This is a genomic window from Pedobacter ginsengisoli (assembly GCF_002736205.1).
GTDB classification, from domain to species: Bacteria; Bacteroidota; Bacteroidia; order Sphingobacteriales; family Sphingobacteriaceae; genus Pedobacter; species Pedobacter ginsengisoli_A.
In genome coordinates this window covers 230,383-253,051 of the sequence record NZ_CP024091.1, presented here as the reverse complement: position 1 = coordinate 253,051, position 22,669 = coordinate 230,383, and the positions used below count along the sequence as shown (strand labels likewise).

Genomic DNA, 22,669 nt, shown 5'->3' with positions numbered 1-22,669 from the left:
TCAGTATCCTCTAACTGGTCTTATGATCGGTCAGCAACGAATGCACTGTTGCTCTATTTAATACAACCAAAAGATTTAATATTAACCACTTTATTTAATTCAAATGTTAAAAATATACAAAATTTTTGCAGGGATCCTTATATCCTTTTTTTTCCTGCAAACCGTACAGGCACAATCTGTTAAAATAACAGGAACTGTTACCGGAAACCCAGATGGAGAGACCATTCCGGGAGCTTCAATTATTATAAAAGGAAAAAAAAGCGGCACAACTACAGATGGTAACGGCAAGTTTTCTCTTGCTGCAGACGTTAATGATGTGCTTAGTATATCTTATCTGGGATATGCTACAAAAGAAATAACCATTACCGCAGCAACAGCTACATTAAATATTACACTTGATGTAGCCTCAAACGCTTTAAGCGAAGTTGTTGTTACCGCCCTTGGTATCTCTAAGGAAAAGAAATCATTAGGATATGCAGTGCAGGAATTAAAATCTAAAGATATTGCTACTGCAAAGGAAACGAACCTGATCAATTCACTTGCCGGAAAAATTGCCGGTGTGCAAACAACAAATAGTCAGGGTGATATGGGTTCATCAAGAATTATTATTCGAGGTGAAACTTCAATCTCAGGGAATAACCAGCCTCTTTTCGTAGTAGACGGGGTTCCGGTTGATAATTCGCAGAATCTGGGTATAGCTGGGTCAAGAGATTTTGCCAACACCATTTCTGATATTAATTCGGAAGACATTGAATCTATCAGCGTGCTTAAAGGTCCAAATGCTGCTGCATTATACGGATCTCGTGCTGCAGCCGGTGTTATTCTTATTAAAACCAAAACAGGCAGAGGCCAAAAAGGTTTAGGTATAAGTGTAAACTCAAACACTACATTTTCAAATCTGTTAACACTGCCAGACTATCAGAACTCATTTGGGCAAGGTACAAGCGGCAAATTCAGCTTTGTTGATGGAAAAGGTGGGGGCGTAAACGATGGTGTTGATGAAAGCTGGGGGCCAGCTTTAGATGGCCGTTTAATACCTCAGTTTAACTCTAAAGGTGTAGCGGTGCCATTTATTGCTCATCCAGACAATGTTAAGAATTTCTTTGAAACGGGCTACGCACTTAACAATGGTATTGCTATTGCAGGATCAGGCGAAAAACAAGATGTCCGTTTCTCTTACAACAACCTTACCCAAGGTGGCATATTACCAAATTCATCTCAGGATAAGAATTCATTATTACTAAATACCTCATACAGGATCACGCCTAAATTAACGTTAAATGCATCTGCCAATTATATAAAAAGCAATGCTGATAACCTTCCTGCTTCTGGCGGAAAACGCGCAACGGGACCAATGCTTCAATTTACATGGTTTGGAAGACAGGTAGATGTTAGCCAGCTTAAAAACTATAAAGATGAAAACGGAAACGATTTTAACTGGAACAACAGTTATTATAGCAACCCGTACTTTATAGCTTACGAGAATACAGTTGGTCAGAAACGTGATCGTATTATTGGTAATGCTGAATTGAATTATAAAATTACCAGCGCACTTTCAGCAAATTTTAGAACAGGAAACGATTATTATACTGATCGCAGAAAGATCAAAATTGCTTATGGAACTAACGGTACTCCATTTGGTTCTTATGAGGAAGATGCATATACTGTTAATGAAAACAATACAGAGGGTCGTTTAGAGTTCAATAAAAAACTAAACTCAGATTTCTCAATAGATATTTTGGGTGGTGGAAACATAAGAACCTCTACTTTTGAACAAAACGATCAGAAAGCAACAAAGCTTGCAGTAAACGGCTTATATACCTTAAGCAACTCAAGAGACCCGTTGGTGTCTTCAAACTTTTACAGCAAACTTAGAACCTATAGTTTATTTGGATCAGCCCAGTTAGGTTTTAGAGACTATGCATACCTTAACTTAACCGCGCGCAATGACTGGGACTCTAGCTTACCCGAGCCTAACCTGTCTTATTTCTACCCTTCTGTTAACGGAAGTTTAATTCTTACAGAAGCTTTTGACATTAAAAGTGATGTGCTCAGCTTTGCCAAAATAAGAGGGGGATGGTCTAAAGTAGGAAAAGCAACAGATCCTTATCAGCTAATTAATACCTATAGTTTTACTGCGCCGTTTGATGGTAATCCACAACAATCAGCCAATACAATCGATCTTAACCCAAACCTTTTGCCCGAAATCACCAAATCAGCTGAGGCTGGTGCTGAAATTGGATTGTTCGACAATAGAATTAAGCTGGATCTGAGTGTATACAACACCAACAGTATTAACCAGATTTTAAAAGTTGACGTAAGTTCAGCAACGGGATATACACAAAAACTTATTAATGGTGGAAGCATCAACAATAAGGGTATTGAAATCCAATTGGGTCTAACTCCAATTAAACAAAAAGACTTTAGCTGGGACATTAATTTGAACTATTCACGTAACCGCAGTAAGGTTACTGAACTTGATAAAGAAGGACGCATTAGCAGTTATACCATAGGTACCAGCGGAACTCTTGATGTATTGGCAGCCGTTGGCCAACCTTATGGCACTTTCTTTGGAACTGCTTATCAGCGTGATGCTGCCGGACAAGTTATTGTTGGTGCTAATGGCACCCCACTTATCGATCCTGCAAAGCAGATTCTTGGTAAGTTCACTCCAAACTGGATAGGCGGAATTACCAACAGCTTTACTTATAGAAACTTTAATCTGAACTTCCTTGTAGATGCAAGAATTGGTGGTAAAGTTTTCTCAGGCACTAACTCTACCGGAACTTATACAGGGGTACTAGCCAGTACAATGAGAGGTAGAAATGCAGAGAATGGCGGGCTTACCTATACAACCGGGGGTGTTACCTATAATGACGGGATGATTTTTGATGGCGTTTTGGCCGATGGAACTAAAAACACCAAAGTTATCTCTGCTGAAGAGTATTATAAAGCTACAACCAAATCAAATGAGGAATTTGTTTACAGTGCTTCTTACATAAAATTAAGAGAGGTAAGATTAAGCTACAATATTCCTTCGCAATGGGTTAAAAAGATTGGTTTGCAAGAAGCTAACTTCTCATTAGTAGGGCGTAATCTTTGGATCATCCATAAAGATATACCAAACATTGATCCTGAAACAGCATTCAATACAGGAAACGCTCAGGGCTTGGAAAGCTTAACACTTCCAACTACAAGATCATTTGGTTTTAACCTTAATTTTAAATTCTAGACATCATGAAATTCAAATATATTCCAATCCTTTTTTCTGCAATATTGGCAACCTCTTTTACTTCGTGCAAAAAAGAGCTGGCAGATATCAACAAAAATCCTAATGAGGCAGAGAATCCACTTCCAGATTATTTGCTAACCGGCGCAATAAAAAGTACAACTGATGCTTATTGGGGAACTAACAACATTAATTCGAGCCTGTTATTTGTTCAGCATTGGGCAAAAATACAATACACAGATCCTGATCGTTATATTTTTTCTAATACTGATCTTCAGGATTTATGGAATAGTGGTTATACAAAAGGCATTACCAACCTAAACAAGCTGATTGAGCTGGCTGATGCTCAACAAAACACCAATTACAGAGGTGCGGCCAAGGTTTTAAGATCATGGACATTCCTTTTACTTACTGATGCTTATGGAGATATTCCTTATTCACAAGCCATACAGATCAAACAATTTGTAACTCCTAAATATGACACCCAAAAAGATGTATATTTTGGCTTACTTGATGATCTGAAATCGGCTCAGGCTGATTTGGCCTTGAATGGCAAAGCAATTGCCGGCGATATCATTTATGGTGGCAAGATCGACCGCTGGAAAAAATTTGCAAATGCTTTAAGGCTTCGCATAGCACTTAGAATAGCCGACCGCGAACCAGAAAAAACTAAAGCCGTATTAGCAGAAATTGCAGCTGAAGGTGGCGCTTATATTAGCAGCAATGCAGAAATAGCCCAACTGGTATACGTTACTTCGCCTAATCAAAATCCAATAAGCAATACATTTGATACACGTAACGATCACAGGATCAGCAAGACTATTGTAGACAAGTTAAAGAGCTTAAGCGACCCTCGCCTTCCAATATTTGCGAGTCCTACTAAAGATGTAACGCCAGAGGTTTATATAGGTGTACCGAATGGCTTGCTAACAAGTGATGCAAATAGCCTTGGTTTAAATAAAACTTCTAAACCCGGCACTTACTTTCTGGCTCCATCAGCACCGGCAGTTATCTTAAGCTATGCCGAAGTATTATTTGATCGCGCAGAAATAGCCGCACGTGGCCTTAGTAATGAAGATCCGGCAGCCTTATATAAACAAGCTATTGAAGAATCGTTAAGACAATATGGTGTTACAGAAGGTGAAATTAACACTTACACAAGCCTTCCGGCTGTAAAATATAATGCAGGCAATTTCAAAAAATCTATTGGAGAGCAAAAATGGATTGCCTTGTTTGGCCAGGGATTAGAAGCATTTGCCGAATGGAGAAGACTTGACTATCCCGAACTTGCACCTGCCGTAGCGGGTACATTAGGTGGAAAACTACCCGTAAGATTTATATATCCTGGACGCGAGCAATCGCTGAATGGCGAAAACTATAAAGCTGCTGTTGCAAAACAAGGTGCAGATTTATTAACTACTAAACTGTGGTTTGATGTAAAATAGTAGGTAGTATCTAGTACTTAGTAATTAGACAGGTTAAAGTAATCGCTAACTAAAACACTGATCTAAATACTAAGTACTATCTACTAAATACTAAATTTTGCTTTCAAAGTGATAACTACCAGATCCAATTTCTTTGGTAGCCTCTGGCAGTACTACCTTGGCTTTTGTATTTGCAGGTATGGTAACATCAAGCTTTAGCAATCCGTTTTCCAAAGTCCAGGCAGACTTTACTGTACCATAAACGGTTTCCAATTCTGCTGACGCATTAGTTATTTTACCTCCTGGTTTTGGCGAAATAACAATGTACTTGTAACCAGGCTGGTCGGCTACCGAATTAATTCCTGCAATAGTTCTGTACATCCAATCGCCTATGGCGCCATAAGCATAATGATTATAAGAGTTCATATCAGGAGTTTGAAAAGATCCATCCGGCTTTATACCATCCCATCTTTCCCATATTGTAGTAGCACCCATTTTGACAGGGTAAAGCCATGAAGGATAACTTTCCTGCATCAAAAGATCATAAGCTACATTATTGTGCCCATATCTGGTAAGTACATGACATAAATAAGGTGTGCCCAAAAATCCGGTTGTGAGGTGGTTCCCGTAATCACGAATATTGGCAACAAGGCGATCGGCGCATGGTGCCCTAAGTTCTTCAGGCAGCATATCAAACTGAAGTGCAAGCACATATGCTGTTTGTGTTCCAGATACCAGTCGGCCGGTTGGGGTCATGTATTCTTTTACAAAAGCAGCTTTAATATCTGCAAGCAATGTTGTGTATTTGGCTACATCATCTTGTTTACCCAATACCTTTGCAGCATTGATCAGCAATTGGGTAGAATGCGCATAAAAAGTTTGTGCAATCAGATATTTATCAGTCACTGCAGCCCTTCCATCATTGTCATCATTCGGACGATAAAACAACCAGTCACCAAAGTGGAAGCCCGAATTCCAAAGGTTGTTTTTAGCAACTGATGACATATAGCCCACCCATTTCTGCATACTTTCATATTGTGTTGCCAATATCCTGCGGTCTCCGTAGGCTACGTACATATCCCACGGAATAATTGTAGACACATCAGCCCATCCAGCCGATGCACCGTCATTAGGTCCAAGCACATTTGGAATTACATGAGGGATGAGACCATTAGGTTGCTGATCAGCCTTTACATCTTTTAGCCATTTGGTAAAAAAACCTGCCACATCCATATTGTAGGCTGCAGTATTAGCAAAAGCCTGTGCATCACCGGTCCAGCCCAGGCGTTCATCGCGCTGCGGACAATCGGTTGGGACATCTACAAAGTTTCCTTTTTGTCCCCATTGAATATTATGTTGCAATTGATTTAGTAAAGCATTAGAAGTTGAGAATTTACCGGTAGCCTCCATATCCGAATACACAGCAACGGCGGTCATATCTTCTGCTTTTAGTTCTCCCGGATACCCCTCTACCTTCACATATCTGAATCCCTGGAAAGTAAAATGAGGCTCAAAAACCTGCTCGGTGTTCTCTTTTAGGATATAAATATCCTGTGCTTTTGCCGACCTCAGATTTACCGTATAAAAGTTACCCTCTTTTGTAAGCACCTCAGCATGGCTTAGCGTTATCCTTGTTCCGGCAGCCCCTTTGGCTTTAAGCATTACCCATCCTACAAGATTCTGCCCAAAATCCACTACTGTTTCGCCTGAGGGCGTTTTGAAAATTTTAAGCGCTTTAAATTGCTCATGTTTCCTTACAGGGGGTCCGCTCATTGCCACTAGCCTTTCATTACCCTTGTCCATTATGCCAACTCCTATCCATGATGCGGTCTCTTTAAAACCGGTATTGTCCCACCCGGCTATTTCCATTCTTGCATCATACCTTTCACCATCATAAATATCTGAGGCCATAATTGGCCCATAGGCATACTTCCAGCTTTCATCTGTATTTACAATTTCTTTAGAGCCATCAGTATACTCCACTTCCAGTTGCATTAGTAATCCGCGCGTGTCTCCATAAAAGTTATGTTGATTTCCAAAACCAATTCTTCCTTTATACCAGCCGTTTCCAAGGGTTGCACCAAATACGTTAGGGCCACTTTTTAAACTGGAGGTTACATCGTATACCTGGTATTGCAGATGATCCTTATAGCTGGTCCATCCCGGTGCAAAATAAGTATCACTTACACGCTTACCATTTATACTGGCTTCGTACAATCCCTTTGCAGTAATATATGCTATAGCCGATTTAACTTTCTTTTGTAAGGAAAACTCTTTTCTAAAAAGTGGGCTTCTGGCAGAAGTATCTTTTCCTGATACTGTGATCCATTTTGCAGTCCAATCTGCCGAAGAAATTCCCATTTGAAAAAAACCAGGCTCTGACCATCCCGAGATATTGCCATGATTGTCTTTTACCCTTACCTGCCAATAGTATTTCTTTTTTGATTGTAATTCAGTACCAGAATAATCAATCAATACCGATTGCTCTGTAGAAATGGAGCTTTTCCAAACCAGGTCTTTACCTGCATTGATTGAGGCCTTATTGGTACCTACTCTAATTTCATAAGAAGATTGCAGTGTGTTCTTTACAGTTGAAGCTATTTTCCAGCTAAATCTGGGCGTCGGTGTTTCAATGGCCAGAGGGTTTATAAGATGTTCTACCTTAAGGTCATTTACGCTTAATTTTTGGGCAAGAGCCGTAAGATTCACGGCAAACAAAATCCCAAATACTGCAAATGTTTGCAGCAAATTCTTAATACTTGGTCTCATATTCGATTAATAATGAGTTGCCCGGAAATCCTAAGCAACTCACTATTATCCGTAATTAATTTGATATAAGTGTCATGCACTATCCTGTCTGTAACCAATTACTGCCCAATAAAGCTATATACTTTACCAGTTAATGTATTAAAGCTATACTTATATCCATTTTCGTCTTTACTGTTTTTAACCGCAAAAGCAGCTTTTAAAGAATTTGGTACGCGCAGATTGCATGCTCCCCCAGATAATGATTTTACAACCAATTTAATGATCTTTCCATTTTTCCACTGTAAGTCTGTGATCTCGAAATTTCCTCTTGCACGCAAGCCCTTCACACTCCCACTGATCCATTCTTTTGGTAAGGCAGGAAGCAATTCGATTTCTGAGGTCTGGCTTTGAAGCAACATCTCTGCTACACCTGCCGTGTAGCCAAAGTTTCCATCAATCTGAAAAGGAGGATGCGCACAAAACAGGTTGGCATAAATACCCCCACCCTTATTATAATCAACTCCAGAACCACCAACAAGAGTAATAAAGTTTTTAAGGATAAGATAAGCGTGATCGCCATCATGTAGCCTTGCCCAGAAATTCATTTTCCAGGCCATAGACCATCCGGTTGAAGCATCACCACGAGCAAGCAAACTTACTTTTGCAGCTTTAGCCAGCTCTGGGGTTTCAGTAGTACTAAATTGCCTGCCCGGATGTAAACCAAAAAGATGAGATGCATGTCTGTGATTATCCTTCGGATCATCACGATCCGTTTCCCACTCTTGTAACTGGCCCCACTTACCAATTTTAGGCTTTAACAAATGAGCACGCATATCCATAACCTTATCTCTGTAAGCTTTATCAACACCTAAGGCATCAGCAGCTTCAATGTAATTGGTAAACAAATCATATACAATTTGTTGATCATATGAAACACCATCTTCGGTAGGTCCATGTTCAGGCGACCAACCTTTAGGCGCCACTAAAGTCCCATCGTCTCTACGTTTTAAATAATCATCCCAAAATTCGGTTATCTCTTTTAGTATTGGATAGCCAAAGTTTTTAAGGTAAGCTTTATCCTTTGTAAATGCATAATGCTCCCAGATAGATTGTACATACCAGGCACTACCGGGTGTGTTCCATAAAAAACTTTCGCCGCCAAAAATATTATTTTCTGTTTTCACGGTCCATCCGCGTACTCCCGGATACTCTTTTTTAGTATTTTCTTTTTTCACTTCGCGCATACTGTTTATATAATCCAGATAAGGAAAATGAGACTCAGAAAGATTGGTAGGCTCAGCAAGCCAATAGTTCATTTGTATGTTAATGTTCGAATGATAATCAGACCTCCAAGGTGGGTTGTTGCTTTCGTTCCATAAGCCCTGCAAATTAGCAGGTAACCCACCCTTTCTAGAAGAATTAATCAGCAAATACCTTCCATATTGAAAAATAAGTGCTTCCAACTGTGGGTCAGTTACTTTCTTATAATTAAGTATTCTTTTATAGGTTGGTAACAATTGAGTTGATGCCGGGGTAGTACCAAGGTTTAATGACACCCTGCCAAACAGATTCTGATAATCTTTAATGTGGTTGTTTAACAACAGTTGATAATTTTTAGGTGATGCTGCGGCTAAAATCTCTTTAACCTTGATATCAGGAGCTTCGCCTTTCCATTGCTGCTCACGTTTATTACTATAGTCCGTAGCTGCCGAAAGCAAAACAGTAAATGCGTCAGCTTTATTAATACTTAACTGAGATCCGCCTTTGCCATCAGATTCTACTACTACAGATCCACCTTCTGTTTTTAATAATAAAGTAGCGCTGTATGCCATTCCATTCTCAAGTTTCCCTGCAATAGTTAATGTTGTTCCATTTGCAGTAACTTTTGCATCATGTGCATCTTTAAGCTGTATGGAAGCCGAAAAGGCAGATTTTTTATTGGCAGTAAAACGCAAAACCATCACCTTATCGGGGAAACTGCAGAAATATTCGCGTTTATAGGCAACTCCATTGTCTGTGAAAGAGATTTTCTGAACAGCTTTGCTAATATCAGTTTCTCTGCGATAATCAGCCGGAACAGCCGCTTTATCATCTTTGTCTTTAAAATTAATGTAAACATCGCCAAATGCCTGATAGGCACCGGTATTAGTTTCATCTCCCGTCCATAAACTAATTTCATTGAACTGAATGTGTTCCTGAGCTATTCCGCCAAATACCATCCCCCCAATTCTTCCATTTCCCATTGGGAAGGCTTCCGTCATCCATTCTTTAGCCGGCTTGTCATCCCACAGTTTTAAGACCTGTGAGGCTTGCCCTGTTTTCTTAACCTGAGCAGTCAGACTAAGCTGACATAGCAGGAAAATAAAAAGTGCATAAATTTGTTTTTTGTGTGGTTTCATTTTGTGTTATACAGGTTTGGTCTAAAAAGTTCTCCAATAATACCTAAAAAAGCCCACAAAAATTCAGCAATTCTTACATGTTCTTAAGGAATTTTAACATTAATCAGGTAAGGTACACTGAGATTAGTGATACTTTTTAATCACTGATTCTTTTGTAAACATACTGCCTGTCAGCATTTATAAGGAGCTGCATTTTCTTCTTTTTCCCCGAGAATACAGCATCAACCGGATCATTTTCATTTACAAAAAACTTATCGTTTGCGTAAGGTTTTATTTCAATAACCCCCTTTTTACGAATCATGTTAACTATACCTGGGGCTACAGTTATTTTCAGTGTATCATTAGTAAAATCATTATAATAAGATCCCTGATAGGTATCTAATATTTGCTGATCTACAGGAACTTTGCTGTATTTAAATTTTTTAATGCCCAACATCCAGATATACAGGCTATCCGTATTGTATGCCGAAGTCCAGCTGTCATGGCCATCTTCCGGGAATATGGTGAATTTAACATCCGGATTAATGGGCTTTAAAGCATCAACCATATCCTGACTCTGTTTAAGTGGCACAATATTGTCTTTCCCACCATGAAAAACCCAAACCGGTGTATGCCTGATGGTCCAAACTTTAGATACATCTCCACCACCACAAATGGGTATAATTGCAGCAAACATTTGCGGATATTTCATAGCCATATCCCAACTACCATAGCCCCCCATACTTAAACCGGTTAAGTACAAACGATCTTCATCAACCCTATACTTTTTCTTAATGTCTTTCATCAGGCGGAACAAATCTGTACTTTCCCAACGTTCTCCCTCTGGCACCTGTGGTGAAACAACGATAAAAGGAAACTTTTTTCCACCGGCAATCAGCTTGGGTAGTCCATTTACAGCTACCTTATTTACATCTTCCCCACGCTCACCACTTCCATGTAAAAACAAGACTACAGGAAATTTTTGCTGATCATCTTTGTTATAGTTTTCGGGCAAATAGAGTAGATACTTTATTTCATTAGTATATTTTTCCTGGGTTTGCTGGGCAATAGCATTGCCACACAACAAACTAAAAGCAACAAAGAGAGAGAATAGATGTTTCATACTGAACAATTTAATAATCAGACTCTTAATATACAAGAATGTTACCAATCGAAGAAACTATCTAAAACATTGATAACTGCTCATCTATTGGCATGAGAGGCTTGCCTTGAAAAACAAACTCATCGATTACTGCAAATTGGGTTTGATCTTCACGAACACGAAGAACTATTCTATCGCAAATGAAGTTTAAACTTACCTCTGTATTTATAAACAGTTCCCTAGCCAGAGATAATTGTTCGTTGTTTAGTTTTCTACCTATTGTTATGTGCGGGTTAGAACTTCCAGGAACCAATTTAACTTTCATAGATTTACGAATCCGTTTCATCAATGGTTTAAGCATATTCTCCGATTCTTTGTTCGGCAATAGGCAAACTACACCATTTACTTTATTCTCATAAATGCCTATATGATCAAAAGTTAAATTTAGAGCTGATTCTGTAGCACAAAGCTTTTGTAATAGACTTTTAATACCCAGCAATTCCCTTTCACCAACTGCGTTACACTCGCATATTGTTACATGGGCTTTTGAATTTCTACTTCCAAACCAACCGGTAAAGGATGCTAACTCATCTTTCATAGCCTTCACCTTTTTCATTATAGATATATCAGGATATATCGCTATAGAATAAACCTTACTCATAGCTACAAGATAAGTAATTACTTACTCCTGGCCTTATATCTTTTATAAGAAACAAGCGCTAAAGCAAAAACTACAGCCAAAGTAATATACACCCATGATGGAATTGGTACCGGGTCACCTTGTGCATAAGAGTGCAAACCAGTCAGGTAGTAATTAACCCCAAAGTAAGTCATGATTATACTAGAGAAAGCCAGTAACGACAGCAAGTTAAATAAGTATTTACTTCTTAATCCAGGAATTAAGCGAACATGTAAAACAAAAGCATAAACAATAACAGAAATAAATGCCCAGGTTTCTTTTGGATCCCAGCTCCAATAGCGTCCCCAACTTTCATTCGCCCATATTCCACCTAAAAATGTACCAACAGTTAATAAGAACAGGCCTACCGTTAACGACATCTCGTTAACAATTGTTAGCTCAGTTATCGAAGCTTTAACCTTAGCACTTATCTTATTGTTGTCAATAATATAAAGTATCAATACTACTGTTCCCATTAATGCACTTAACCCAAAGAAACCATAGCTCGAAGTGATAATAGCTACGTGAATCATCAGCCAATACGATTTCAATACCGGAACCAATGGAGTAATCTGAGGGTTCATCTGAGAACCTCCATGAGCAAAGCCCATTAATATTACCGCAATTAAACAACCTGCTGCAGGTATAAATGCATTACTGTTTCTATACATTAGCAAGCCAGATAAAACACCTATCCAGCTAATAAATAAAACAGCTTCATAACCATTACTCCAAGGCTCATGCCCAGAAATGTACCAGCGTACACCTAAACCAACACCCTGTAATATTGCGGCTATTCCAATTAGAACTAGTACTACTTTAACAAGTGTATCAAGTGATTTAGAGTTTTTAAAGAGCTTCATAAAAGCAAGCGAAAGTATCACTACTCCTAATAAGGCATAGGTAATCATTAAATTCAGGAAGATATTCCATGAATTATAACTGATCTCCCACTCTATTTTCCCCTGCGAAGGCACAACGTCTTTACCATATTTTTGCTGGGCATCACTAACATTTTTCAACGCTTCATCAGCCTGAGACCAGTTATCTGATACTTGCGCTTCATTAACAGCCTTAACATAACGACTTATAGCACTTGGCTTAACAAGTACGCTATCAAGATCATTCATTGTCATTGCAATCCATGTATTATTTGCATCGCCAATAACCGGAGAAACACGCAAATACTGACCATAAATTAATTGCTCCATAGCCTGTAGCTTATCATTAAGGTCTATTATATCTTTATCGAAACTATTTTGCTCAGCCGGCTTTTTAGCAAAAGCTTTTAAATATTCATCCTTTAACAAGAACTCTGCGGTTCCATCTGGGTTAATCTTTATCAGATTAACCATAGATGTATAACCATCCGCTGTAGCGCTTACCGTTTTAAGCAATTCCGCCCCCCCTTAGTATTTACTTTAATCAACGGCACGTTGATCCAGTTTAGCGGCATAGTCGAAATTGAAAGGAAAAACTGATTGGCACTTAAAGTATAAAAACGATCCTTGCGGTGTAATTTGCGTAGGATTTCAAGAGCCATAGTATTAACAGGCTCAATCCTGCCATCAATATTCTGAACCAATAAGTGGCCAAATCTATCTGCATGACTAGCATCAATTTTAATTGATGAAACAAATTGGGCCGCATCTACAGTCTTGGTAGGCAAAAACAATTGTGTGTCATTATGCTCATGTTTATGCTCTGGCATTGCACTATCTTGTGGTACAACATTATGCTCATGATCGTGAACCTCACCATTTTCATGAACATGTGTAGTTCCATCAGTACCATGCATATCTATCTTCTGACTGAAAGCTGCGCCTGCCGGTAAAAAGAAAAGCAATAATAATAGTGTTTTTGATTTAGAAATAGTTTTTAACTGCTCATTCAATTTTGAGAAATGCGTTCCTTTCCAGAACAGCGTAACAAACATCCCCAGAAAAAGTAAAGTATAGCCAATATAAGTAACGTTTGTACCTAATGAATCATGATTTACGGATAATATTGTACCCTTTTCATCCTCATCAAAACTCGCCTGAAAAAAGCGGTAACCAGAATGATCTAACACATGGTTCATAAATATTTTGTAAGGAGTTTCAGCTCCGCCGTCCTGTATCATCACATCAGAAGAATAAGCTGCCGGACTATTGCTACCCGGATATTTTTCCATCTTAAAGTCTACCAGTTTAAGCTTAAATGGTGTTTGGTATATTTTAGATCCATAAGCCAAAGAAATCCTTAAGCCACCAACTTCACTTTGATGCTGGAAATTGGTCATACCCTTGCCACCATAAAATGAAACCGTGTCAACAGCTGTCGGAGTAGTTATTTGCACCTTTACCAAATCCAGATCATGCTCATGAGTTCTCTTGTCTCCCTCAAAATAAATGATGCGGCCAGGTACAACACCTTCAGGTACAACAAATGCAAGTCCGCCATAAGTATACAAACTTCTAAGGTTAAAAGGCTGGGGGACATCATTTCCGGCAACTGGCTTCCTTTCCTGAGTAGCCATAATCATATAATTCCCTTCATATGGCGAAGAAATCTGTAATGCACCACTTGTGTCATTTAAATTAATAGCACCCGGCGTTTCCTTGTTGTAACTTACAAGCATGTTCTGCATTAGCTGAACACCCCCTGCCGGAATGTATTTATTTACACGCTTGCCATTTTCAAGTACAACAAGGTGTAGAGTAGGTGTGCCTGAAGCCTCACGAACCAATGAATCCTGAGCTCTGGCGTAAAAATCTACCACTTTTAACTTTACACGTTCTCCATTATAATCATACTCCGAAGTAAATGTTTTCTTAAAAGGTTTTAAGTATGTAGGAATTCTGTTTGAAGTTAAAATAGCCGGTACATCATCATATGCCAGCGCCTGATCTCCCTTCCCTATCTGGACCTTAATAAAGGTTTTATCCGAAACAATTTCATTGCTCGCTTCACCTTCTCTGATATGCATTGAGCCCTCAAAACTTATATAGCGCGTAATATATCCGCCAACAAAAATGATTATAAATGCAAGGTGAAACACCAGTAAAGGCCATTTTTTACGTTGCGTAAGTTGGTATCTCCCAATATTTCCAATAAAATTCAATACCAGGATTACCATAATCAGCTCAAACCACCAACAGTCATAGATTAGCGCTTTGGCTACAGCAGTACCATAGTCGTTTTCCACAAAAGTGGCCATGGCCATAGAAAAAGCATAAAGCAATAACATTACACCCATGGTACGGGTTGAAAAGAGAATTTTACCTAACCGATTAATCATTATTTGTGTTTCTTATTTATTCTTTCTGATAAGACTTTATAAATCTTACCAAAAAACAATTTGTGCATTATAATCGGTGGCAAAGATGCCCTTAGCAAATCAAAAAAAATAAGAGAATTGAATTTATGGCAAAAATAAGACTAAACGTCTGCTAATAAAGCTGTGAAAAAGGAAAAGATAGTTGTTTGTATAAAACATCATCCAAACCATAAATATCTTTATAGAAGTGAACGGCACCCTTTTTATCAGCCCAGGCTGTGTAATAACTAATCCATACGGGCACCTGAAGTGGTAAACCTATATATTTTGCTCTTGGATAACCATTAGCCATTGCTTTTTTTATCTGGTCAAACTTTTCTCCTTTACCAAACAACGCGTAAGCAAGGTTTAAAGGCTGCTCAACGCGTACACAACCATGGCTTACTGCCCTTCCCTTTTGTTTAAAAGGGGCTTGTACAGGGGTATCATGCAGGTAAACACTGCTCTCATTATTAAAAAGAAATTTGATTCTTCCCAATGGATTTTGTTCACCCGGTTGTTGTTTAAAAGAATAAGCGCCGGTTTCCTCCGATTTCCAGTCAATAGATTCCGGGTCACCTACCAGCTTACCATTTCTGTATACATTTATATCATTATTAGCAAAATAATATCTGTTCTTTTTAGCGTATGCGATAATCTCGTTACCGGCAATACTCTGTGGTATATTCCAAACCGGATTTACCTGTACACTATATATCTTGCTACCCAGCTGGGGAGTCTCTTTATCCAAGGCTTGCTCACCAACGCAAACCTTCATCCTAAGAGACACTTTCCCACTATCTATTACACTTAACATAAACTCCGGAATATTTACCTGCACATATTTATCTGTTAGAGGTTTATTTTTCCACCTCAATCGTTCCAGATTTACCTTTAAAATGCGATAAGTACTGTCATTCTCCTGTGGGTTTTCTTGTTCCGCTTTTAGTGCCTTTTGCAAAGCAACATATTGTTTGTCTTTTGGTTGTATACTATCCAGATAAGCTTTAAGGTTTTTTACCTTTAAAACTTGTATTACAGTCATGCTATCAGGTCTAAGCGTTGGAGTGCTGTAATTAATATAAACCCTTGCCGGATCAACAATACCAAATTGCATAGCGTTACTATACTTTATTATGGCATCGGCAATAACCAATTCAAGCTCCATGGCATCTCTATAGCTTTCCCGTTCTTTCTTTCGGGCATTTTCATGAATATAATTGTCTAATAGCTTTTTTATCCGATTCACAGTAAAAACCTGGGGGTCTATTCCATGAGCATCAACATTCATTAAATAACCTTCAAAAGTTTGTAGCTGGTCATCCGCCATAAATCTGGATATCAATACTGGCTGATATTCATTATTTTTATAAAAAGAATCAATTTGATCCGGATAAATGAAAGTCAGGCGACTAGCTTCAAAAATTCTTTTGAATTCGGCTGCAACATTCATTTTTTCGGTATGCTTTTTTAAAACAGGAGGTTCTATTTTAGTTAGCTGAATTGCCGGAGTTGGTGCTAAAGGGCGCTTAACTGAACATGAAGCGCAAAAGAGTACACAAATCATTATAAAAATGACGTTCTCCTTCAAAAAAAGGAGTTTAAGAGGATGATTTGTATCGAACATCTCTATGATACTTATACCAATCTAACAAATAAACCAACCTCTTGTTTTACAACATTTAACCTTATTTTACGAAGCCTGATCGCTTAGAATTACTTGCAATTCTTAAGAAAAATGGCATAAAATAACCCGCGACAAATTAATGTCGCAGGCTATTTAAATTAACGCTCTCGATACAAACGTACATACCAATTATGAAGATTTGATGAATTTTTCTAAATATTTAGCCAATACACGAATTTAACTACCAAAGCCCTGTTTTTAACCGCAAAAGGTTCTGGCAAATAATTATCGGTATATACAATAAACAAATCTGAGGCAGGGCGATACCGCCATTGAAACCTTGTATTTACGTTCATATTTTTCATTTGCTCATTGTACTGCACAAAGCCTGTAAGAAACAAAGTGTTTGTCATCGTAACATCCACTCTTGGCCCTATCAACCAAAAATCATTGTAGCCCCAGGGTTTCGGTAAGTTCAGTTTATTATAGTTTGCACTTAGTGCTATACTTACATAAGGCTGAAAGCGGTAACCAAACTCCCCACCCAATGTTAATCGTTTACCGTCAGCGTAATAGCCCCCATAACGAGCATTCAATGCATATGTAAACAAGCTTTGAGGCTTTGATACATAATCTGCCCCTACAGTAGCCCAGTTGTGTTCACTACCGGCCACCAGCGTATCTATTTTAGTACTTGCCGGATCAAATGGCTGTAAAAGCTTAATATAAGTACCAGACCCCCAAACCGTAAGTGTATTTCTGCTTCTAAAAACCATACCGTAAGATGCCAGCAGTTCATTATCTGTACGATGCATGTTTTCATCAAAGAAATTGGTCGATGTTATTTGAGGCCCATGACTTAACAAAGGGCCTTTTTTTGGAAAGAAAAGACGCGTAATCTGTGGCATCAATTTAACATAACCCTGCCTTGGCACATAGCCTACTTCGGCAGTATAATTACGTCCCACGTATTCATGTTGCCAGCTGATGTTCCATTTACCACTTGTGTATTGCAGATTGGCGGCGTGTGTCCAGTCATGCCCGCTTTTCCCCGGACTAAAAGATTTAAGCACCATGGCCTTTCCCGTCCAGAAGTTATTGGCAGAAGCCAGATTATATTCCATCCCGAAGTTCCTGTTGTAGCGCGAATAAGCAGCTGTTCCTGGGGCCAGATCATTCGGATTATAGTTTAAAGATTCTTTATTGATCAATAAAAAGCCAACGTTAGAGCGGGCAAACACACGGCGCTGTAAGGCTGCCACAGTAAAGTTCTGTGCTGGTAAAGCAGTTGAGCTTTGCTTCTCAGTTTGCATATTCATAATACCCAATCTCCAGTCTTTATTTAATTTACCACTTAAGCGTGCCCCAAATTTAATAGGTACGCCCAGACCTATCCTACGCGAAAAGAATGGGCGGATACCGGAATAGCCGAAATTGGTAAACTGATCTCCATTTTCCAGAAAAAACTGCCTTCTTTCCGGATAAAATAATTCAAACCTATCGAGGTTGGTTACCTGCTTATCTACGTCAACCTGCGAAAAATCAGGATTTACAGTAAGATCCAGATTTAATGAAGAAGTAATAGCTACTTTAGCATCTAATCCTATATCCTTTCTGTATGTAGAAGGCTTGTCAGTTTGAAAATCTTTAATTACACCACCAAGTGCATAAGGAATCAAAGAAACGGTAGTTCCGGGATCAGGGGGAGGCATATCCCAAACCAATGTACCTGTGTAAGCCAATGATGCTGATGGGAACTGCCTTGGCACAGGTGCCCAGCTGCTTTTTTCAGTAGTCTTCAGGTCATTTCTACCAAAATTTATTCCCCATTTAGTAATACCTTTCTTATATCTGATACTTTTAAAAGGAATTACGGCCTCAAAAATCCATTTATCAGGATAGTTCTTTACTACAGACTGCCATTTATTATCCCAGCTCAAATCCACCTTACCCCCATCATACATCAAACCGTCCCATTGTGCACCGGCAGCATTAGCACCAAACGCGAAACCATTGGTTTGATCGTCAAAAGGATCCATGAACATGATAAAGTTATCATTCTTTAAAAAAGAAAAATCACGACGCAAAGATTCCACCATATATGGTCCCTCAGTGCCATTATAATTTATTACCGATAGGTAAAGATTTTGCTGATCATATGTCATCCGCACATCAGTTCGCACTTTCGCGAAACTGGTATCCATTGGCAAAATCATATAGAAATCTGTTGCCACCTCGGCATCCTGCCAGGCTTGTTCATCTAGTTCACCATCTATTTTAATTGGAGATGAAGCTTTATTAATATGTAACTGATAGCTGTCATTCTTTTTTTGAGCTGAAAGAGATAAACTGAAAAAGAAGGCAAGTAAAAAGAGGTTAATTCGCACAATGGTTAGGTTCGGTTAAGGGCTCCAAAGTATAAAAAAAAGTAAGCACTCCAATGTTGCAATTGTAACATGATGAACATAATAGCCTATAAACTGAAGAAATTTAAAAATATTTGAGAAAAAAAAAAGCCTGAAACAATAATATCCATTCATGTAAAAAAGATTATTCCTAAGTTTACGCAGAAAAAACCTATACATAAACCTCACTAATGAAACAAAACTTCATTTCTACAATGTTCAGGGTAGCAATTGCCCTGAGTTTACCCTTAGTTTTCTTTGGCTGTTCTGTTAAACAATCATCACCCACCCTAAAATGGGAGCAAATGTTTGATGGCAAGGATTTAAACGGCTGGGATGTTAAAATAAGAAAGCATGACCTGAACGATAATTTCGGAAACACTTTTAGTGTTAAAGATGGAAATATTCAGGTGAGATACGATAAATATTCAGAATTTGATGAGCAATTTGGCCATTTGTTTTATAAAAAGCCATACTCCTATTATCTTATAGGTGTAGAATATCGCTTTACCGGCGATCAGGTAAAAGGCGGTCCGGGATGGGCATATCGCAATAGCGGTATCATGATCCATGGCCAGGATCCGGCAACTATGAAAAAAGATCAGGACTTCCCTAATTCTATTGAAGTGCAGTTATTAGGAGGTGCCGGAAATGGCGAACGTCCTACAGCAAACTTATGTACTCCAGGAACTCAGTTTGTAAAAGATGGCAAAGTAATTAAAACCCACTGTATCGAATCTAATTCTAAAACTTTCAATGGCGACCAATGGGTACGTGTTGAAGTTCTTGCCCTTGGAGACTCATTGATCGTACACTATGTAAATGGCGAAGAAGTACTACGCTACAACAGACCTCAATTAGATCCTGTTGGCGGTGCCGCAGAAGGTAAACTTTTAACTGGTGGATCTATTTCATTGCAAAGCGAAAGCCATCCAGTAGATTTCAGAAAAGTAGAGATCATCAATTTAGAAAAATATGCCAAAGATCCTGCAAAACTACAAGAGGTAGTTCAAAAACTAATGGCAGAAAAAAGAGTAGCAAAACAATAACACACTTATAATAAACACCTAATACCGTACACAAATGATTAAATTTTCTTTAAGTCTTATTTATTCCCTTGTTATATTTCTGGGAATAAAAAGCTTCTTTGGCGAACCAAAAGCCACCTCTTTTGACCCACCTGAATTAACAATTACTCCATTTGCCGGACCTGATGTTACCCCAAGTCCGGCTTGTTTGGCTGTTGCTGCAACAGGCGAAGTATTTGTTGGTGTTGATATGATTGGATCATTAGGTAAAGATCCAGACAAAGGCCGCATTCTTAAACTTATTGATAAGGATAATGATGGCAAAATGGACCAGCACGTTGAATTTGCAATGGTTGATAACCCTCGCGGTATCATTGCACAAGGCGACAAAGTTTTTGTATTACATACCACCTTTTCTAAAGAAACAAAAAAAGCTACAGGAATGGCCCTGGTAGTTTTTGAAGATAAAGATGGCGATGGAAAGGCTGATGGCCCTGCAAAACCACTTATTGAACACCTAAGTAACACTAAGTACATCCAGGAACGTGGAACAGACCATGCTACCAATGGAATTAGAATGGGTATTGATGGCTGGATTTACATTTCAGTAGGCGATTTCGGGTTCCACAATGCTACAGACCGTTCAGGCAAAAAGCTAACCATGTTGGGTGGTGGTATTGTCCGCGTACGTCCTGATGGAACTGAAATGGAAATATTTATGCATGGAACACGTAACGTTTATGATGTTGCTATTGATCCGTTTATGAATGTTTTCACAAGAGAAAACACCAATGATGGTGGTGGATGGAATGTTCGCTTTTCTCACTTTATCCAATCTGGAGAATACGGATACCCTGTTTTATTCCAGCACTTTACCGACGAGATATTACCAGCTTTAGTAGATGTTGGTGGAGGTTCTGGTACTGGTGCTTTATATATGAGCGAACCAAACTGGCCTGAAAAATACAACAACGTCCCAATGATGGCTGATTGGGGAAGAAGCATGTTGTATATCCATAGGGTTACACCTGATGGACCTACTTTTACCCAAAAAGAAGAGGAGTTTATCAAGCTTCCTCAAATCACAGATTTGGATGTTGATGGATCAGGCAGACTTTATCTTGCTGCATGGGATGGCGCAGGTTATTCTGGTAGCCCAAGCAAAGGTTATGTAGTTCGGGCAGTACCAAACAACTGGACTTACAAAGCGTTTCCAAATGTGGCCAAAGCCTCTGTTAAACAACTTGCAGAGTTACTTAAATCAGCAAGTGCTGTAGCACGTTTAAGCGCATCGCAGGAATTAATTGCTCGTTCTAGTAAACAAGCTACTGCCACCGCTTTAAAAGTAGCGTCTGATAAAAAACTTCCTCTTGTTGTACGTGTTGCAGGTATCTATACTTACGCACAAGCCGCCGGAGTAGACGGAATCCCTACTTTGTTAGAATTCACCAAAGAAGATGCGATGAGAGAATTTGCTTTAAAAACTCTTGCAGATCGTAAAAACAACGTGCAGAACGTTCCAACTGAGCCTTTTTTAGCAGGTCTTAAAGACGCCTCGCCACGTGTTCAAGCTGTTGCAGCAATTGGATTAGGTCGTTTAGGCCATCTAGAAACTGCTTCTGCCCTATTGCAAACTAAAGTTCCTGCATCATTTGTAGAACCAGCTAAAGACGTTGAAGGCCCTCATGCTACACCTAATTCAGCTATTGTGTTACCTCACCTTGCGGTTCAGGCATTGGTAAGCCTTAACGCTGTTGATGCTACTGTAGCTGCCATTAATGGCGAAAACTCAACCATTGCATTATGGACTTTACGTTATATGCATGATCAAAAAGCGGTTGATGGTTTAATTAATGCTTATCAGCAATCAAAAGATGAGAAGTTAAAAAAACAAATTCTGATCACCTTAGCTCGTCTTTACAAAAAAGAAGATGCTTACGATGCTTCATGGTGGTGGGGAACAAGACCAGATTCTCATGGTCCATATTACAAAGGTGTTGTTTGGGCAGCTTCTCCTGCTATCGAGAAATTCTTAAAAGGAGAATGGGAAAAAGCAGATGCTAACGGCAAACAATTTTTTGTAGATCTTGATGCACGTAACCGTATGGAAATTCCAGCATTTGCTACCGAAGAAAAAGTTGCTGCTGCCGAAGAGCCTAAAGTAGACCTTGAAAAGATCAAAAATCAAAAAGGACAAGTTGGTAAATCATCTATCGAAGATGTATTATTAGCTATCAATAAATTAGAAGGAGATCCGGTTAAAGGTAAAGCATTATTTACCCGTCAGGGATGTATTGCTTGTCATAGCATTAGCAAAGGCGAAAAAATGAAAGGTCCTTTTATGGGTCAGATCGGTTCTATTATGAACCGCGAGCAAATTGCTGAGTCTATCCTTAAACCAAGTGCTTCAATTTCTCAAGGATTTGCTACTGTAATGATCTCTGCTAAAGGCGATAAAACTTACATGGGCTTTATTACTGAAGAAACAGCTGCTAAGGTTGTAATGCGTAATATTGCTGGCGAAGTTTTCACTATTAAAGCAAGCGATATTTTATCACGTAAAGAAATGGATTCATCAATGATGCCTGCAGGTTTAGCCAATTCATTATCGTACGATGAACTTGCTTCACTTGTTACTTTCCTTTCTCAGCAAAAGAAATAAGAATTATTCAAAAAAACCTTTACAAAAAGAGGGGTGTACTTCAATTGCAAGTACACCCCTCTTTTTTGTTTTTGTTTTTAGCTTATATC

12 protein-coding genes are annotated in these 22,669 nt (G+C 38.8%); 4 read left to right on the top strand and 8 right to left on the bottom strand.

Going from position 1 to position 22,669, the window contains the following annotated elements:
* Positions 1-103 precede the first annotated feature (103 nt).
* Together CPT03_RS00950 and CPT03_RS00945 are read left to right on the top strand one after the other, a co-directional pair.
* The gene (locus tag CPT03_RS00950) at positions 104-3,232 is read left to right on the top strand and encodes a SusC/RagA family TonB-linked outer membrane protein (protein ID WP_099437090.1); all 3,129 of its coding nucleotides are present in this window, start codon (positions 104-106) and stop codon (positions 3,230-3,232) included.
* A 5-nt stretch (positions 3,233-3,237) separates the two neighbouring features.
* Complete coding sequence (locus CPT03_RS00945; protein WP_099437089.1) at positions 3,238-4,674, top strand: SusD/RagB family nutrient-binding outer membrane lipoprotein; 1,437 nt, start codon at positions 3,238-3,240, stop codon at positions 4,672-4,674.
* A gap of 90 nt (positions 4,675-4,764) precedes the next feature.
* Here CPT03_RS00945 and CPT03_RS00940 read toward each other — a convergent pair whose 3' ends face one another.
* The 8 genes from CPT03_RS00940 to CPT03_RS00910 all read right to left on the bottom strand — a co-directional run bounded on the left by CPT03_RS00940 (position 4,765) and on the right by CPT03_RS00910 (position 18,872).
* Entirely contained in the window at positions 4,765-7,422 is a 2,658-nt protein-coding gene (locus CPT03_RS00940) for a glycoside hydrolase family 78 protein (RefSeq protein ID WP_099437088.1), read from the bottom strand.
* A gap of 98 nt (positions 7,423-7,520) precedes the next feature.
* On the bottom strand, positions 7,521-9,800 hold the full coding sequence (locus CPT03_RS00935; protein ID WP_099437087.1) for a glycosyl hydrolase family 95 catalytic domain-containing protein: 2,280 nt from the start codon (positions 9,798-9,800) through the stop codon (positions 7,521-7,523).
* Between the two features lie 136 nt (positions 9,801-9,936).
* Positions 9,937-10,902, bottom strand: a complete 966-nt coding sequence (locus CPT03_RS00930) for a prolyl oligopeptidase family serine peptidase (RefSeq protein WP_099437086.1) — start codon at positions 10,900-10,902, stop codon at positions 9,937-9,939.
* A gap of 61 nt (positions 10,903-10,963) precedes the next feature.
* Positions 10,964-11,542: a 2'-5' RNA ligase family protein gene (locus CPT03_RS00925; protein ID WP_099437085.1), complete on the bottom strand. Its 579-nt coding sequence runs from the start codon at positions 11,540-11,542 to the stop codon at positions 10,964-10,966.
* 17 nt (positions 11,543-11,559) lie between these two features.
* Entirely contained in the window at positions 11,560-12,915 is a 1,356-nt protein-coding gene (ccsB, locus tag CPT03_RS23015; RefSeq protein WP_245869932.1) for a c-type cytochrome biogenesis protein CcsB, read from the bottom strand.
* A 26-nt stretch (positions 12,916-12,941) separates the two neighbouring features.
* Positions 12,942-14,840: a cytochrome c biogenesis protein ResB gene (locus CPT03_RS23010; protein WP_245869931.1), complete on the bottom strand. Its 1,899-nt coding sequence runs from the start codon at positions 14,838-14,840 to the stop codon at positions 12,942-12,944.
* Positions 14,841-14,991: 151 nt separating this feature from the next.
* Positions 14,992-16,449, bottom strand: coding sequence for a L,D-transpeptidase family protein (locus tag CPT03_RS00915; protein WP_157766311.1), 1,458 nt, complete (start codon positions 16,447-16,449; stop codon positions 14,992-14,994).
* A 248-nt stretch (positions 16,450-16,697) separates the two neighbouring features.
* On the bottom strand, positions 16,698-18,872 hold the full coding sequence (locus CPT03_RS00910) for a DUF5916 domain-containing protein (RefSeq protein WP_099437083.1): 2,175 nt from the start codon (positions 18,870-18,872) through the stop codon (positions 16,698-16,700).
* A gap of 209 nt (positions 18,873-19,081) precedes the next feature.
* On the opposite strand from CPT03_RS00910, the gene CPT03_RS00905 reads away from it, so the two are divergent.
* The gene (locus CPT03_RS00905; RefSeq protein ID WP_245869930.1) at positions 19,082-19,939 is read left to right on the top strand and encodes a DUF1080 domain-containing protein; all 858 of its coding nucleotides are present in this window, start codon (positions 19,082-19,084) and stop codon (positions 19,937-19,939) included.
* A gap of 34 nt (positions 19,940-19,973) precedes the next feature.
* Entirely contained in the window at positions 19,974-22,580 is a 2,607-nt protein-coding gene (locus tag CPT03_RS00900) for a c-type cytochrome (RefSeq protein WP_099437082.1), read from the top strand.
* Positions 22,581-22,669 lie beyond the last annotated feature (89 nt).

What these genes read in the sequence shown, in the direction of transcription:
- CPT03_RS00905 (WP_245869930.1), top strand. Translation starts at nt 19,082, where the DNA reads ATGAAACAAAACTTCATTTCTACAATGTTCAGGGTAGCAATTGCCCTG.
- CPT03_RS23010 (WP_245869931.1), bottom strand. Translation starts at nt 14,840, where the DNA reads ATGATTAATCGGTTAGGTAAAATTCTCTTTTCAACCCGTACCATGGGT.
- CPT03_RS00935 (WP_099437087.1), bottom strand. Translation starts at nt 9,800, where the DNA reads ATGAAACCACACAAAAAACAAATTTATGCACTTTTTATTTTCCTGCTA.
- CPT03_RS00945 (WP_099437089.1), top strand. Translation starts at nt 3,238, where the DNA reads ATGAAATTCAAATATATTCCAATCCTTTTTTCTGCAATATTGGCAACC.
- CPT03_RS00900 (WP_099437082.1), top strand. Translation starts at nt 19,974, where the DNA reads ATGATTAAATTTTCTTTAAGTCTTATTTATTCCCTTGTTATATTTCTG.
- CPT03_RS00930 (WP_099437086.1), bottom strand. Translation starts at nt 10,902, where the DNA reads ATGAAACATCTATTCTCTCTCTTTGTTGCTTTTAGTTTGTTGTGTGGC.
- CPT03_RS00940 (WP_099437088.1), bottom strand. Translation starts at nt 7,422, where the DNA reads ATGAGACCAAGTATTAAGAATTTGCTGCAAACATTTGCAGTATTTGGG.
- ccsB (WP_245869932.1), bottom strand. Translation starts at nt 12,915, where the DNA reads ATGGTTAATCTGATAAAGATTAACCCAGATGGAACCGCAGAGTTCTTG.
- CPT03_RS00950 (WP_099437090.1), top strand. Translation starts at nt 104, where the DNA reads ATGTTAAAAATATACAAAATTTTTGCAGGGATCCTTATATCCTTTTTT.
- CPT03_RS00925 (WP_099437085.1), bottom strand. Translation starts at nt 11,542, where the DNA reads ATGAGTAAGGTTTATTCTATAGCGATATATCCTGATATATCTATAATG.